Source organism: Pseudofrankia asymbiotica (genome assembly GCF_001983105.1).
In the GTDB taxonomy this organism is placed as follows: domain Bacteria; phylum Actinomycetota; class Actinomycetes; order Frankiales; family Frankiaceae; genus Pseudofrankia; species Pseudofrankia asymbiotica.
Map to the genome: position 1 here is coordinate 1 of NZ_MOMC01000030.1, position 15,165 is coordinate 15,165.

The 15,165-nt window shown below is 71.0% G+C and carries 14 protein-coding genes; 4 read left to right on the forward strand and 10 right to left on the reverse strand.

The window, feature by feature from the left end; all coding sequences use genetic code 11:
• Positions 1-144: 144 nt before the first annotated feature.
• The 9 genes from BL253_RS15945 to BL253_RS15985 form a co-directional block, all read right to left on the reverse strand.
• Positions 145-573 (reverse strand): hypothetical protein, encoded by a 429-nt coding sequence (locus tag BL253_RS15945; RefSeq protein ID WP_076817714.1) that lies wholly within the window; start codon positions 571-573, stop codon positions 145-147.
• A 47-nt stretch (positions 574-620) separates the two neighbouring features.
• Entirely contained in the window at positions 621-1,223 is a 603-nt protein-coding gene (locus BL253_RS15950) for a P-loop nucleotide/nucleoside kinase family protein (protein WP_076817716.1), read from the reverse strand.
• 517 nt (positions 1,224-1,740) lie between these two features.
• Complete coding sequence (locus tag BL253_RS15955; protein ID WP_076817718.1) at positions 1,741-2,727, reverse strand: NAD(P)H-dependent flavin oxidoreductase; 987 nt, start codon at positions 2,725-2,727, stop codon at positions 1,741-1,743.
• Positions 2,724-4,895, reverse strand: coding sequence for a 3-hydroxyacyl-CoA dehydrogenase NAD-binding domain-containing protein (locus BL253_RS15960; RefSeq protein WP_076817724.1), 2,172 nt, complete (start codon positions 4,893-4,895; stop codon positions 2,724-2,726). The genes BL253_RS15955 and BL253_RS15960 overlap by 4 nt, the downstream gene beginning before the upstream one ends.
• A 12-nt stretch (positions 4,896-4,907) precedes the next feature.
• On the reverse strand, positions 4,908-6,116 hold the full coding sequence (locus BL253_RS15965; RefSeq protein ID WP_076817727.1) for an acetyl-CoA C-acetyltransferase: 1,209 nt from the start codon (positions 6,114-6,116) through the stop codon (positions 4,908-4,910).
• A gap of 84 nt (positions 6,117-6,200) precedes the next feature.
• The gene (locus BL253_RS15970; RefSeq protein WP_076817729.1) at positions 6,201-7,364 is read right to left on the reverse strand and encodes an acyl-CoA dehydrogenase family protein; all 1,164 of its coding nucleotides are present in this window, start codon (positions 7,362-7,364) and stop codon (positions 6,201-6,203) included.
• A 135-nt stretch (positions 7,365-7,499) separates the two neighbouring features.
• Positions 7,500-7,685 carry a hypothetical protein gene (locus BL253_RS15975; protein ID WP_076817731.1) on the reverse strand — a complete coding sequence of 62 codons (186 nt, stop codon included), beginning with the start codon at positions 7,683-7,685 and terminating at the stop codon, positions 7,500-7,502.
• Positions 7,686-7,738: 53 nt separating this feature from the next.
• Positions 7,739-9,706 (reverse strand): GMC family oxidoreductase N-terminal domain-containing protein, encoded by a 1,968-nt coding sequence (locus tag BL253_RS15980; RefSeq protein ID WP_076817732.1) that lies wholly within the window; start codon positions 9,704-9,706, stop codon positions 7,739-7,741.
• Positions 9,707-9,756: 50 nt separating this feature from the next.
• Entirely contained in the window at positions 9,757-9,948 is a 192-nt protein-coding gene (locus BL253_RS15985) for a hypothetical protein (RefSeq protein WP_076817734.1), read from the reverse strand.
• Positions 9,949-10,236: 288 nt separating this feature from the next.
• Between BL253_RS15985 and BL253_RS15990 the strand changes: the two genes are divergently transcribed.
• From BL253_RS15990 to BL253_RS16000, 3 genes are all read left to right on the forward strand, one after another.
• Positions 10,237-11,019: a TetR/AcrR family transcriptional regulator gene (locus BL253_RS15990; protein ID WP_241834837.1), complete on the forward strand. Its 783-nt coding sequence runs from the start codon at positions 10,237-10,239 to the stop codon at positions 11,017-11,019.
• 747 nt (positions 11,020-11,766) lie between these two features.
• Complete coding sequence (locus tag BL253_RS15995; protein ID WP_076817736.1) at positions 11,767-12,978, forward strand: oxygenase MpaB family protein; 1,212 nt, start codon at positions 11,767-11,769, stop codon at positions 12,976-12,978.
• Between the two features lie 365 nt (positions 12,979-13,343).
• Positions 13,344-13,733, forward strand: coding sequence for a VOC family protein (locus BL253_RS16000; protein WP_076817740.1), 390 nt, complete (start codon positions 13,344-13,346; stop codon positions 13,731-13,733).
• Between the two features lie 119 nt (positions 13,734-13,852).
• Here BL253_RS16000 and BL253_RS16005 read toward each other — a convergent pair whose 3' ends face one another.
• Positions 13,853-14,410 carry an SAM-dependent methyltransferase gene (locus tag BL253_RS16005; RefSeq protein WP_081438359.1) on the reverse strand — a complete coding sequence of 186 codons (558 nt, stop codon included), beginning with the start codon at positions 14,408-14,410 and terminating at the stop codon, positions 13,853-13,855.
• Positions 14,411-14,481: 71 nt separating this feature from the next.
• On the opposite strand from BL253_RS16005, the gene BL253_RS16010 reads away from it, so the two are divergent.
• On the forward strand, positions 14,482-15,165 hold a 684-nt coding region (locus BL253_RS16010), incomplete at its 3' end, for a TIR domain-containing protein (RefSeq protein ID WP_116438862.1).

Here is a 15,165-nt window from a genome sequence, read left to right on the forward strand (position 1 = left end):
TCAACCCGCCACCAGTCGCGTACCTCATACAGACGATCTACCCGGCGATCAGACCCCGATCCCATCCGACCCCGCGGATTAAAGCTCAGTAACGGGACTGGCCGTTCGGACGCGCCAGGGCCGACACCACCGGGGGCGGCCGTCTCACCACTGGACCCCAAGGCCCTGCATGAGCGCGGCCAGCAGCGCGACCGCCGCTCCGGCGCCGACCCCGACCAGCAGGTAGCTGCATAGCCAGGATGGCGGGCGTTCGCCGCGCATTTCCACCGAGCAACCAGGTCTGCGAGGCAGGTAGAGGACCACGAGCTGGTAGCCGATCGGCAGCGCCCGCCGGACGATGATCTCGTGTGCCCCGCCGCCGGCGTCGGCGTAGACGCAGACGGTGTCGGTCCGCCAGAGGTCGAGCGCGCGCACGCCGCTGCGCCGGACGAGCACCTCCCGGCGGCTCCGCGCGACGGCGACCGTCCGAACGCCGTGGCGCAGGAAATGCCTGTAGGAGCCCACGTCCACGGCGCCGAGAAGACCGAAGGCGAGGACGATCGCGCCGAACACAACCAGCGGTACCCAGATCACCGCGCCACACCTCACCGTCAGTGACGATCACCGGTCTGACCACTGGATTACATGTCGGTCGAATACATGACTCCGCCAGTTTGGTCGGTGCCGGCTGGAATGACTGCTGACAGGGATCCGAGTCGCTCGGCGGTGAGCTGCTTCGTCACGGCTGCGGCGAGCTGGCCGACGTCGACCCGGGACGTGGTGTCAACGCGGATCACCGGGCCGATTCCCAGCGGCTGAGGATCGGCGGCCCACGCGGCCCAGGAGTCGGTCAGGTGACGGGCATCGTCGTATACCGGATGTCGATGTCGTTCCACGTAGCGCTGCCGTGCCACCGCGGCCGGGACGTCGCACCAGACCTCGACCACCGCAGGGTGCCCGCAGCGGGCCAGCCCTTCGACGGCGAACTCCAGGTCGCGGGGGCGAAACCACCACGAATCCAGCAGCGCGTGACCGTCCGTCGCCGCGGCGATGGACCACAGCACGTCCATCGCGATCGCTCCGAGCCTGGCCGCCGGCACGGCATCGTTCACGAGTCCGCTCAACGCCTCCTTGACGACGTCCTTGCCGAGCGCAGGGATCGACAGCTCGGCCGCCAAGCCGGCGGCAAGCGTGCTCTTCCCGGACCCGGGAAGGCCGTTGACAAGGATCACTCCCGCCGCCATAAGGCCATGATCGCAAAGTGGGCGGCGCGCGGCTTCATTTGGCGGGCAGAAACGGACGATAGCCTCGCCCGTCGACTGCCAGGCTTCTAGATCTGTGCTGACGCGGATCCCATCGCGTTGCGGAACACGTTCGACGCCGGCGGCAAGACCGTGGCGGTGGTCACGACGGCGCCCGCGATGTCTACGGCGATGCCCGTCGGATGCCGGTGGTTCGCAAGCTGAAGGGTTGACCTCTCGATGGTCGCTGGACGGTGACAGCTGACCGACGAAGCGGGAGCCTTTCGGGCAGTGCCGCGTTCCCGGCCTGGTCGGCGGCGATGGGCCAACGCGCCGAGGACAGCGTCACGCCCTGGGCCTTCACCGCGGTACGCGCACGGGCGGTGCCCGGTCCAGCGCTGCCCCTTCGACCCGACCCGGCCCGACCACGCGCCCCGGCACCGAACAGGGACGGCACGCGTGTTCCCGGACCACCCCGCCGCCGGCGGTCAGGCGGTCAGGCGGTCAGGCGGTCAGGCGGTCAGGCGGCGAATCCGCGCAGCGCCGTGGCGAGCACCGCGTGCGCCTCCTGGACGACCCGGGTGACGATCTCGCCCGCGGGCGGCACGTCGCGGATCAGGCCCTGGGCGAGCCCCACCCCCCAGATCCCCGCGTCGAGGTCCCCGTTCTCGAAGACGAGGCGACCCCGCGAGCCGGCCACCAGGTCCCGGACGTCGGCGAAGCTCCCTCCGTCGGCGAGCACGCGCACGACCTCGTCGCTCACCGAGTTCTTCGCGACCCGAGCGGTGTTGCGCAGGGGCCGGAAGATCAGGTTGGTGTCCAGCTCGGTCGCCGCGACGATGCGGCGCTTCACCTCGTCGGCGACCGGGGATTCCTGGCTGCACAGGAACCTGGTGCCCATGTTGACGCCGTGCGCGCCGAGCACGAGCGCGGCGGCGAGCCCTCGCCCGTCGGCGAAGCCGCCGGAGGCGATGAACGGGATGCTCAGCGCGTCGGCGGCGGCGGGCACCAGGACGAGCCCCGGGATGTCGTCCTCGCCGGGGTGGCCGGCGCACTCGAACCCGTCGATCGACACGGCGGCGACACCGGCCTTCTCGGCCTTCAGCGCGTGCCGGACGCTGGTGCATTTGTGGATCACCCGCACGCCGTGGTCGCGGAAGAAGTCCAGGTGCGGCTCGGGGCTCGCCCCCGCCGTCTCGACGATCGTGACTCCGGTGTCGACGATCGCGTGGCGGTAGGCGTCGTACGGCGGCGGGTTGATCGACGGCAGGATGGTCAGGTTGACGCCGAACGGCCGGTCGGTCAGCGCACGGGTCCGCGTGATCTCCGTGACGAGGTCCGCCGGGGTCGGCTGGGTGAGTGCCGTGACGACCCCGAGGCCGCCCGCCGCCGAGACCGCCGCGGCGAGCTCCGCCCGGCCGGCCCACATCATCCCGCCCTGCACCACGGGGTGCTCGATACCGAACAGCTCCGTGAAAGGGGTGCGCAGCGCGCTCGCGGCGCTCACGCGTAGAGGTCGCCGCGCTCGGCGCGCTCCACCAGCGAGGCGGGCGGCAGGAAACGGTCGCCGTATCGGTCCGCGAGTTCCCGCGCCCGGCGCACGAAGCCCCGCGGGCCGCCCTCGTACTGGTTGACGTACTGCAGCACGCCACCGGTCCAGGCGGGGAAGCCGATGCCGTAGAGCGATCCGATGTTGGCGTCCGCGACGCTCGTGAGCACGCCCTCGTCGAGACAGGCGACCGCGTCGAGCGCCTCGGCGAACAGCATGCGTTCCTGGAGGTCCGTCAGTGGCACGACCGTCCGGCCCGATCCGTACCTCTCGCGCACGCCGTGCCAGAGGCCGAGGCGCCGGCCGGCCGTGTCGTAGTCGTACCAGCCGGCGCGCTCGCGGCGCCCGGTCCGCCCGCGCGCGACCATCCAGTCGACGACCGGCTCCGACGGGTGCTCGACCCACGCCTGGCCGGCGGCCTCCCGCGCCTCCCGCGCCTCCCGGGTCTCCAGGCGGATCTTCTGGGTGAGCGTGAGGGTCAGCTCGTCGAGCAGCTGCAGCGCGCCGACGGGGTAGCCGGCCTGCAGCGCCGCCTGTTCGACACTCGCCGGCTCGACGCCCTCGCCGACGGCGGCCACGGCCTCGGCGATGAACCTGCCGATCACCCGGGAGGTGAAGAAGCCTCGGGAGTCGTTGACGACGATGGGCGTCTTCCCGATCTGGCGCACGTAGTCGAAGGCCCTGGCGAGGGTCTCGTCGCTGGTCTGGTCACCTCGGACGATCTCGACCAGCGGCATCCTGTCGACCGGGCTGAAGAAGTGGACGCCGATGAAGGCGCTCGTTCGCTTCACGCCCTCGGCGAGCAGCGAGATCGGCAGTGTGGAGGTGTTCGAGCCGAGGACCGCGTCTGGCTCGACGACCTCCTGGATCTCCCGGAACACCTCCTGCTTGACCGGGATCGACTCGAAGACGGCCTCGATGACGAGATCGACGCCCGCGAAGTCCGCCGGATCGGCGGTCGTGGCGATCCGGGCCAGGACGGCATCGGCCTTCTCCTGGCTGGTCCGCCCGCCGGCGACGGCCTTCGCCTCCAGGCGGCGGGCGTAGTCCTTGCCCTTTTCGGCGGCCGGGACGCTCACGTCCTTCAGGACGACGTCGAGGCCGGCCCGCGCGCTCACGTAGGCGATCGCGGCGCCCATCATGCCGGCGCCGATCACGCCGACCTTCCTGGCGGTGTGTCTCGGGTGGCCGGCGGGGCGGCTGCCGCCCGCGTTGATGCTCTGCAGGTCGTAGAAGAACGCCTTGATCATGTTCTTCGCCACCTGGCCGGTGGTGAGGCTGACCAGGTAGCGCGTCTCGATGCGCGCGGCGGTGTCGAAGTCGACGTAGGCGCCCTCGACGGCGGCCGCGAGCGCGGCCCGTGGCGCCGGCAGCGGGGCACCGCGCAACTGCCTGCGCAGTGCGGGTGCCAGCGCCGGCAGCGTCGCCGCGACCCGGGGCTCGCGGACGTCACCGCCCGGCAGCCGGAAGCCCTCGGTGTCCCAGGGCTTCACCGGCGCCGGGTGCTCGGCGATCCACCGGCGGCCCCGCTGCGCCATCAGCGCCGGGTCCTCGACGACCTCGTCCACCAGGCCCAGCTCCAGCGCCTCGCGCGGGCTGAACTTCGTGGCCGGCAGGATCACCTTGCTCAGCGCGGTGTGCAGGCCAAGCATCCGGACGGTGCGCGAGATGCCACCGCCGCCTGGCAGCAGCCCGAGGGAGACCTCGGGCAGCCCGATCTGGGTGCCCGGGAGATCCGTGGCGATCCGGTGGTGGGCGCAGAGCGCGACCTCGAGCCCACCGCCGAGCGCCGTCCCGCCGATCAGCGCGACCACCGGGCGCCCGAGCGTCTCCAGACGGCGCATGTCGGCCTTCATCGCGTCGATGTACGCGGTCTCCTCGGCGGCGCGCGCCGGGTCGCCCGCGCGCAGCCGGTTGAGGTCGCCGCCCGCGAAGAAGCTCTTCTTCGCGGAGGTGAGCAGGACGCCGACGACGTCGTCCCGCTCGGCCTCGAGCCGGTCGACCGCCGCGCGCAGGCCGAGCATGAAGTTGTCGTTCATGGTGTTCACCGGGGCGTCGGGATCGTCCATCGTCAGGGTCACGATGCCGTCGTCGCCGCGGCTGTAGCTGATGGCCGAGCTGGTCACCTGTGTCTCCCGTCAGACGCGCTCGATGATGGTGGCGATGCCCATGCCGGCGCCGACGCACAGCGTCGCCAGGCCGCGGCGACCGCCCGTGCGCTCGAGCTCGTCGAGCAGGGTGCCGAGGATCATGGCGCCGGTCGCGCCGAGGGGGTGCCCGAGCGCGATCGCGCCGCCGTTGACGTTGACCACCTCGCCGGGGATCTTGAGATCGCGCCGCCACTTCAGGACGACGGCGGCGAACGCCTCGTTCAGCTCGAACAGGTCGATGTCCTCGACCGTGAGGCCGGCCTTGGCCAGGGCCTTCTCGGTCGCCGGCGTGGGGCCGGTCAGCATCACCGTCGGGTCCGACCCGGTGACGGCCGTCGCGAGGACGCGGGCCCGCGGGGCCATTCCCAGCCGCTCGCCGATCGCGGCGTCACCGATGACGACCAGCGCCGCGCCGTCGACGATGCCGGAGCTGTTGCCGGCATGGTGGACGTGCTCGATCCGCTCCAGGTGGTGGTACTTCTGGAGGGCGACCGCGTCGAATCCGGCCTGTTCGCCCGGCCCGGCGAAGGACGGGGCGAGCCGGGCGAGGCTCTCGACCGTCGTGCCGGGCCGGCGGTGCTCGTCGGTGTCCAGCACGACCACGCCGTTGAGGTCGGTGACGGGAACGACCGACCTGGCGAACCGCGCCTCGCGCCACGCCGCCTCGGCCCGCTCCTGAGACCGGGCCGCGTAGGCGTCGACGTCCTCGCGGGTGAACCCCTCCAGGGTCGCGATCAGGTCGGCCCCGATGCCCTGCGGCACGAAGTAGGCGTCGTAGGCCGTCGTCGGGTCCTCGGCGAACGCCCCGCCGTCGGAGCCGATCGGCACCCGGGACATCGACTCGACCCCGCCGGCCAGCACGAGGCTCTCGAAGCCCGAGCGGACCTTCTGCGCGGCCAGGTTGACCGCTTCCAGCCCGGACGCGCAGAACCGGTTGACCTGCACGCCGGCGACGGTGTCGGGCAGCCCGGCGACCATCGCCGCCGTCCTGGCGAGGTCGCCGCCCTGCTCGCCGACGGGCGAGACGACCCCGAGGACGATGTCGTCGACGAGGTCCGGGTCGAGGCCGGGCAGGCGGCTGGTCAGCGCGTGGATCAGGCCCACCACGAGGTCGACCGGCTTGGTGGCGTGCAGCGCCCCGCCCCGGTTCTTCCCGCGTGGAGTGCGGATCGCGTCATAGATGAATGCGTCGGGCACGGGGCCCCCTTCTCTCGCGCGGTATTCGCGTCACAGGCCGCTCGCGCGGTATCCGCGTCACAGGCCGCTCGCGCGGTATCCGCTTCACAGGCCCAGGTCGCGGCCGACGATCTCTTTCATGATCTCGGTCGTGCCGCCGTAGATGGTGGTGATGCGTGAGTCGACGTAGTCGTGCGCGATTCGGTATTCGGCCATGTAGCCGTAGCCGCCGTGCAGTTGCAGGCAGCGGCCGACGATGTCGACGAGCTGCTCGGTCGTCCAGAACTTGGCGCCGGCGGCCTCGGCCGCCGAGAGCTCGCCGCGGTTGTGCCGCGTGACCAGGTCGTCGACGTAGACGCGGCTGACCCGAGTGGCGGTGACCATCTGGGCGAGCTCGAAACGGGTGTTCTGGAACGAGCCGATCGGCTTGCCGAAGGCCGTTCGCTCGGTCACGTAGCCGAGGGTGCGCTCCAGCACGCCCTCGGCCGAGGCGACGGCGCCGACGGCGATCGAGAGCCGTTCCTGCGGGAGGTTCCGCATCAGCCCGGCGAATCCGGAGCCCTCCGCGCCCAGCAGGTTGGCGGCCGGCACCCGCACGTCCTCGAAGAAGAGCTCGCTGGTGTCCTGGGCGTGCAGGCCCATCTTCTCCAGGTTGCGGCCGCGGCTGAACCCTGGGGCGCCGGCGTCGACGACCAGCAGGCTGAGCCCCTTGTGCGGGTCCGCGCCGGTCCGTACCGCCGTGACGACGAGGTCGGCGTTCTGCCCGTTCGAGATGAAGACCTTGCTGCCGTTGACGACGTAGTGGTCGCCGTCGCGTACGGCGCTCGTGCGGATGCCGGACAGGTCACTGCCGGTGCCCGGCTCGGTCATCGCGACGGCGACGATCAGCTCGCCGCTCGCGATCCCGGGAAGCCAGCGGGCCTTCTGCTCGTCGTCGGTGAGGTCGGTGAAGTAGGGGATGACGATGTCGTTGGACAGCTCGACTCCGGCCATGCCGTCGGAGACCGGGGTGCGGCCGAGCTCCTCGGCGACGATCGCGTTGAACCGGAAGTCCCGCGTGCCGCCGCCCCCGTACTCCTCGGGGATGTTGAAGCCGAGCACGCCCGCGCGCCCGGCCTCCTCGAACAGCCAGCGGTCGACCTTCCCCTCCGCGCTCCAGCGCTCGGCGTTGGGCCTGGCGTACTTGTCCACGAAGGCGCGGACGGTCGCCCGAAAATACTCGTGATCGTCCTCGTAGAGTGCGCGACGGGTCACGAAGACGCCGCTCATGAAGATCTCCGTTCCAACTGGTAGAGCATTTTCATTCCCGCTCTAGACCGAAATAGAAATGCTTGCCGCCATCGATGACCAGGGCCGGCCTGCCATTGTCGGGGCCGCGGGCCGTGGCCGAGGCGGTGGTCTCGGTCATGCCGTACACGTCGTAGACGCGTGACCCGAGTCCCGCCAGGAACCGGGCGACGTCCGCGTGGCGAGATCGGCCACCACGTGCTCGATCCGGTTGGACGCCATGATCATTACCGGGTCGCCGGGCTCCAGGTCGGCTTCCAGTTCGGCCTCGATGGCAGCGCGCCGCTTGGCGATGTCGGGCATGTTCGATCCTCCAGCCTCACTCAGGTGAACGGTCGCGCTCGGTCGCGGTCGCGCTAGGCGAGCGTGACCGCCAGGCGCCCGGCGTTCATGTAGCCGATCGCCTCGATCGAGATCATGGGATTGACACCCGGCGACGTCGGGAAACACGAGGCGTCCGCGACCACGACGTTCGGCACGTCCCAGGTGGCGCCGTCGGGATCCGTCGCGCTCATGTCCGCGCAGGCACCCATCCGCGCCGTGCCCATGAGATGCAGCGCGGCGATGGCGCACTGGCCGGGGCCGTAGCCCGCCGCGTGGCACGCGGCCACGAACTGTTCGTACGAGCCGCGCCTGCCCGGCTCGTAGGAAGGCCCGGCCTGGTGCGCCGAGTAGATCCGGCGCGCGCCCGCCGCCTCGAGGATCCGCGTGGCGCCCTCGATCCCGRCCTTCAGGTGCGCGGTGTCGTAGGCCGACAGCCGGTAGCGCGCCACCGGCTCGCCGTCCCGCCCGACCGTGACCTCGCCGCTGTCGCGGTCCCGGGTGATGATGCCGACCCCCGCGGTGTGCGTGAGGTCCTTCAAGGCGGCCAGGTGCGCGGCGCCGCCACGCCAGTTCATGAAGCCCTGGAGAGCGGCGGGGTTCCCGGGGCCGGTCTCGTAGATCACGCCGTAGCCGGATCCGTCGAGGTCGCTGTGCTGCCGGGAGTAACGGGTCTGCAGGCCGCCCTCCCAGGGCCGGATCTCCTCGTCGTACACCCCCCAGACGGCGGTCGCGGGGTGCAGTCGCAGGTGGCGGCCGATGTTCGGGTTGGACAGTCCCGAGCGGCGCAGCAGGGCGGGCGTCTGGATGGCGCCCGCGGCGACGACGACCGCGCGGGCGCGGACCGTCACCGCGTGGCCGTCCCGGCTGACGCCCCGGACGCCGACGGCCCGGCCGCCGCGCACGTCGACGCGGCGCACGTCGACGTTCACGACGAGCCTGGCGCCGTGCGCCTGGGCGTCCGCGAGCCAGGTCTTCGTCACCGACTGCTTGGCGCCGAGGCGGCAGCCGTAACCGCACCGGCCGCAGTCGATGCCCATGTCGCAGCCCGCGACGTTGCGCGGCATCTCGTCGACGTGCCAGCCGAGCGCCCGCAGCCCGCGTTCCAGCACCTGGTCGCGCGCCGACGGCGCGCCGTGGTCGAGGTTGACCCCCAGCCGCCGGGCCACCGCGTCCAGCGCCTCGGAGAACTCGTCGCCGTCGAACTGCTTGGCGCCGTGCGCCGCCCACTGCGCCCGGATGTCCGGCGGGGTCGGGAAGGACGTGGTCCAGTTCACGACCGTCCCCCCGCCCAGGCACGAGCCGGCGACCAGGGCGACCTGCCCCTCGGTGGTCACCGCCGGGCCGGCCGCGTACAGCCGGCTCAGGCCCGACAGCTCGCCGCCGTCGAAGTCGGCGTCGTCGTAGTAGCCGCCGCGTTCCAGGACGACGACGTCCAGGCCGGCGCCGGCCAGGACACCGGCCGCGGTGCCGCCGCCGGCACCCGAACCGACGACGACGACGTCGCAGTCGAACGTGGTGTCCGAAGACGGGGTCACGGGCGCGAGCGGGGGCCGCGGGGCGTCGGTCCGCGGGGCGTCGGTCCGCGCGCCCAGCGGGCCGGGGTAGCCGATCGCGGCCCAGACCGGCGACGAGCCGCCGGGGCCGGGCGCGAGGAGGTAGGCCGACGTCGCCAGCGAGCGCAGGGCCTGGAACATCACCCGTCTGTGCTCCGACGGCGATCCCCCGAGACCCAGCAGGGCGTCCTCGCGGGCCGCGGCGGACAGCTCGCCGAACCGTCGCGGCCCGGCGCCGAGGACCAGGCCCATGAGCCGGGTGTCCCACAGCGACAGCAGCGCCGACACCTGCCGGCGGTCGGCTGCCCGGGGCAGGCTGGCCACCAGCGCCTCGGCGACGTCGAGCGCGCCGAGCGCGCTGGCGGCCGGAACGGCCGCGCCGTCGCCGGGGGCGAAGGTGTCGCAGATGGCGGCGAGTGCCGCGCGCTGGCGGGCGGTGAGCGCCAATGTGCCCTCCCTGTCGGATCTCGGCTGGCGGCCGTCAGCTGGCTCGGCTGTCAGCGGCCGAAGTAGGCGTGCTGGATCTGCTGGCGGTCGGCGCGCGGCGCGGCGGCCGGTCCGCTCAGGGCGACCCGGCTGTGGCGCAGGACCACCGCGTCGTCGGCCGCCGACAACGCCTGGTCGATGTACTGCTCGACCAGGACGACCGCGACGTTCGCCTTGTCCGCCAGGTTCCGCGGCGTGGGCATGAGCGCCTCCGTCCGCCGAACACGGGTGTGAAGCCAGTCACGAGCGAGAAGGTAGTAAATAATGAGAATGACGTCAACCTCTTCTTCATGAGGGTGAGAGACCCCCGTCGGGCCCCGGGCGGCGGGGCTGGGCTCGTGACCGCCGGCCACCGGGGCCAGGCGAGGCACGCCGTGGACGGCGTCGCGGGACCGTGGACGGCGGGAGTGGGCTCGTACTATCGCCTACAGATCGCGGACGGCGCGGCTGTCCGCCCGGACCGTGCCTTGGGGCCGAGATGAGGTGGGTCTGTGCCGACCAGCGGGTCTGTGCCGACCAGCGGGTCTGTGCCGACCAGCGGGTCCGTGCCGACGTCGGCCACCGGCCGCGACGTGTCGGACGCCCAGGACGGCCCCCGGCGCAGGCGCAACGATCCCCGTCGCGAGACCACGCCGCGCCGCCTCGTCGAGGCGGCGCGGACCGTTTTCGAGCGGGATGGCTTCTACAACGCCCGGTTGTCCGACATCAGCGCGGAGGCGAAGGTCGCGTCCGGGACGCTGTACAACTACTACCGCTCGAAGCACGACCTCCTGCACGAGGTCATGAAGGACGTGTCGGCCGAGCTGACGGCGCTGGCGGCCGACCGGGTCAGCGCCCAGCTCGACCCGGTCGGCCGCATCGAGGAGGTCAACCGGATCTACATCGAGGCCTTCCAGCGCAACGCGCACGTGCTGCGCGCGGTGTACCAGGCCCGCGACGACGACGAGCGGCTGAAGGCCCAGTGGCAGGAGGTGGCCGAGCACTTCCAGGACCGGGCGACCCGCGCGATCGCCGGCTGGCAGACGGCCGGCCTGGCCTACGGCGACCTCGACCCGCGGCACACCGCGCACGCGCTGACGCTGATGGTCGAGCGACTGGTCATGGCGTGGTCCTACGAGGGCGTCGACTACGACCGAGAGACCTTGATCGACACGATCAACAAGATCTGGGCGAGGTCACTCGGCCTGCCGAGGCCCCAGGCCGCGCCTGGACACCCCGTATCCGAGCACCCGGAGCCCGAGCACCCGGCGCCGGCCCAGCCACCGCTGGACTGACGCGGGCCACCCAGCGCCAGGCGTCGGGGTTCGCCGGTCACGGGATGGCGGCCGGCTTCGCCACCTGCCGCCGCGGCCGACGCGCCAGACGCCGGCCCGTGCCGGCCGAACCTCGGCCCCCGATGATCGCGGTGCGGATCGGAGAGGCCGCGGGACGCTCAGAACCCTGAGTGCGATGGGCCGCCCGCCGCCGGGTATCGAGGAAAATTCGCAGGTCGGAGGCCTGTCGCCACGTTTTGGCAGGCGCGCCTCGCCGCCCCTTAGGACAAAGGTTGACGTCAGCCTCAATCTTAGCTACCTTTCCTCGCGAGTGATGTACGGCACACTCGTGCGGCTCGGGCGGGGCGCGGCTCCGACCCGGACCCAAGACCCTGTCTCGAGAAGCGGGGAGCCCATGCGGACACGAGGGAGGGCGCCAGCCTCCAAGGGGGTCGGCCCGGACCCATCCCGGCCCCGCCGTTCGATGCGGCCCGGGAATCCGGCTTCTGTCGCGTTCATAGTGCCGACGGCTCTCACCCGACGATCTCGCCTGGATCCGCACCATCGACCGCGGTTACCGGCCCCGGCCATTATCGCCACGGCCGGAGCCTGGTTCACACCGGAAGAACCGTGCAATGCCGCGAACGACCACGCCGTAACGGCTGTCCCCACTCGTCCGACGAGTGTCCCCTTCTCTGTCGTCCTGTTGCGTCGATATGCCGCGGCAGGTGTCTTCAGTGCCGCTGTCCTCGGGAAGCAGGTAAGGAAATGAGCGATCTCAGCAGGAGAGGCGCCCTGACTCTGGGCGCCGCGCTTGGCCTGGTCGGCGTGACGGACCTGGTGGCTCCGGGCTGGAGCTGGGCGGCATCGGGGTCCGTCGCCGGTACCGGTGCGGGCACCGATCCCCAGCGGGTCTGGGACGACACCATCGACAGGATCATGGCTTCCGTCGTCGACAATGGCCAGGTGCCCGCGGTCAATGCGGCCATCCGTCCCTGGGTGAACAACAAGGATCCCCTGCCGACCGGCCTGCCGACCGATCTCGCCACCTACTTACAAACGGCGACCAAGTTACCGTCCTGGACCAACATGACCCTGCTGCGGCAGGCGGCCGACTTCAACCGGCGCAAAGACACGTACACGTTCATGCTGTACGGGCTCGGCAGCGGAATCATGAGCACCGTCATCCCTCGTGAGGCCAGGTCGGTGTACTGGTCGAAGGGCGGCGCCGACATGAAGGACCGGGCGGCGAAGACCTTCACCTTCGGATATGACCTGAGCCAGCTGGGCGCGTTCGAGCCGTCCGGACAGTTCATCGTCACCGCGAACAAGACGCGCCTGGTGCATGCCACCGTCCGTCATCTCCTGCCGCAGTCGCCCCAGTGGAAGGCAGGGGCGACCGAGACGGTCCCGATCAGCAACGGCGACATCCTCGTCACCTTCCACAGCCTGGGCACTTTTGTGTACACCAAGCTGAAGGAGTGGAAGGTCCCGATGTCGACCGCCGAGGCGAATGCCTTCCTCCACATGTGGCAGGTGGCCATCTCGTTGCTCGGCGTGAGGGACGAGTACATCCCCAAGACCTGGGCCGACGCCCAGGCCCAGTCGGCCCAGGTGCTCTCGCCGATCCTCATGCCCACCACCGAGGGCAGGRCTCTCGCCGAGGTCCTGCTCGGGCTCGTCTCGGAGATCGACCTGGGCGTCACCCGCGGCYTCCTCAACGAGTTCGTCCGCTACACGCTCGGCGACACGGTGGCCGACTGGCTCAAGCTGCCGCGTGACCTGGTCTCGGCCGGCATCATCAAGGTCGGCTGGCCGGCGTACATCCTGTTCCGCGAGGGCCTGCTCCCGATCATGCCGGTCAACTTCTACCTGTTCGACCAGTTCATCAGAGCGATCGCCATGGCGTTCCTCAACGGGGGTACCTCGACGCAGGCCACCCCCATCACGATCCCCGACGTCAACCGCCCCACGTCGTGACGCCCGTCGCCTGACGCRGGCTGGATGCCCCACGGCGMCACGTCCGCGGGGCATCCGGTTGGCGGGCCGGGACGAACGGACGACCTACCTCAGCGGTCGCGCGCGGGCGGCTCCGGCGGTGTGCCGTAGCGGAGCCGGTGACGGCCGGYCAGGCGGTGCGGCCCTGCTCGATCATGGTGAGGGACCGGCGGCGTCATCGCCACCGCCGTGTTCGCCGTCGTCCCGCAGCATCAGCTGCCGGGAACAGCCGGTCGAGCCCATGCGTTCAGCGTGACGTTCTGGTGGCCGGCCGCGCTGGCCGCCATGGCTCTGATCCCGGCTCTGGGCCTGAAGACCCCCATGGCGGAGCCGAAGGGAGCGCGGAAGTGAGCATCGAGCTGAACCACACGATCGTCTGGTCGTCCGACCGCGACGCCACCGCCACTTTCCTCACCGAGATCCTCGGCCTGCCGGAGGCGCCGGTGTACGGGCCGTTCCGCGTCGTACAGGTCGCGGGCGTCAGCCTGGACGTCGGCCAGGCCACCGGCGAGGTCCACCCGCAGCACTACGCCTTCCTCGTGGGCGACCGCGAGTTCGACGAGATCTTCGGCCGCATCCGCGACCAGGGCCTGACCTGGTGGGCCGACCCGATGCGCACCCGCCGCGGCGAGATCAACCACCACGACGGCGGCCGCGGCGTCTACTGGGAAAGCCCCGACCGGCACATTCTGGAGATCATCACCGTCCCCTACGGTGGCGCCGCCGCCACCACGTGAGCTCACCGGCCGACCGACCACCCCGGACGGCGCCCAGCGGAGCCGCCGGCTTGCCGCCGGGGTCAACGGCGACGCCGGCCGACGGTGACTGTGATTGTCGGACGCGCGTGGCGGGTGCGTCAGTTCTTGCGGCCGACGCCGCCGTAGGCGGGAACGATCATCTCGGTGGGCGTGCCGGGGTCCGGCCGCCAGCGGTTGACGAGCTGGATCCCGGGCTCGACCATGTCGAGTCCCTCGAAGAACCGGGCGAGTTCGTCGGCGCTGCGAGCCTGCGCGGCGATCCCTCGGCTGTGGTACGCGTCGATCATCTGCGCCATGGAGGGGGTGTGGTCGGCGGTGGCGTGGGTGACCACCAGGTGACTGCCGGCGGGCACCGCTTCGAGCAGCCTACGGACGATGCCGTACGGGTCCTGGTCGTCCGGGAAGAAATGCAGGATCGCGACAAGGCTGAGCACGACCGGCTCGGACAGGTCGATGGTCTCGGCCAGTTCGTCCGAGGCGAGGATCTTCTCGACGTCGTGCAGATCGACATCGAGATAGGCGGTGCGGCCGGCAGGGCTGCTGGTCAGCAGAGCCCGTGCGTGCGCGAGCACGATCGGGTCAGTAACTACTAACACACGAAGAGTCGCGCCGGCGACGTGGTGGGGTGGGAGGTTTCGGGAGATCAAGTCTGTCATGCGCTGCACCCCTCGGCGGGGTGTGCGGGAGGGTCGGCAGCGCGTGGTTGCTTGGGTGGGATGATCGGTGTGTGGTTGACGGGGTTTCCGGTGGTGGGGTGCGGACGTGGGATTTCTTTGTGTCCTATACGGGTGCGGATCGTCGGTGGGCTGAGTGGGTGGCCTGGCAGTTGGAAGACGCCGGCTATCGGGTGTTGATTCAGGCGTGGGATTTCGTTCCCGGTTCTGACTGGATGTTGGGTATGGACCAGGGCGTCAGGTATGCCCGGAAGATGATCTCCTTGCTGTCGCCGGCTTATCTGAGGTCGGTCTACGGTGCACAGGAGTGGCGGACGGTCCTGGCCGCTGACCCCGAGGGTTTCGCTCGGAAGTTGTTGCCGGTGCGGATCGAGGAGTGCGACCGGCCGGGTTTGCTGCGAACTGTGGTCGGCTTTGATTTGTTCGGTTTGGCGCCGGAGGCGGCCCGCGCGTATCTGCTTGAGCAGGTGGGACACAGCTTGTCGGGTCGGGCGAAGCCTGCTACGGCCCCGGAGTTCCCGGTACTGGTCCGGCCAGCGCCCCCGGTCGGTGAACCTGACTTCCCACCCGCGCAAGATCCAGGATCGTCGCTGGGCGCGTTCGGCGCCAAACTGGCCACCCTCACCGGCCACACCGACACGGTGTTGTGGGGCATGTTCTCGCCGGGTGGCGCCCTGTTCGCCACCGGCGCCAGCGATGGGACGGTCCGGCTGTGGGATATGCCCAGCGGTCGGGAA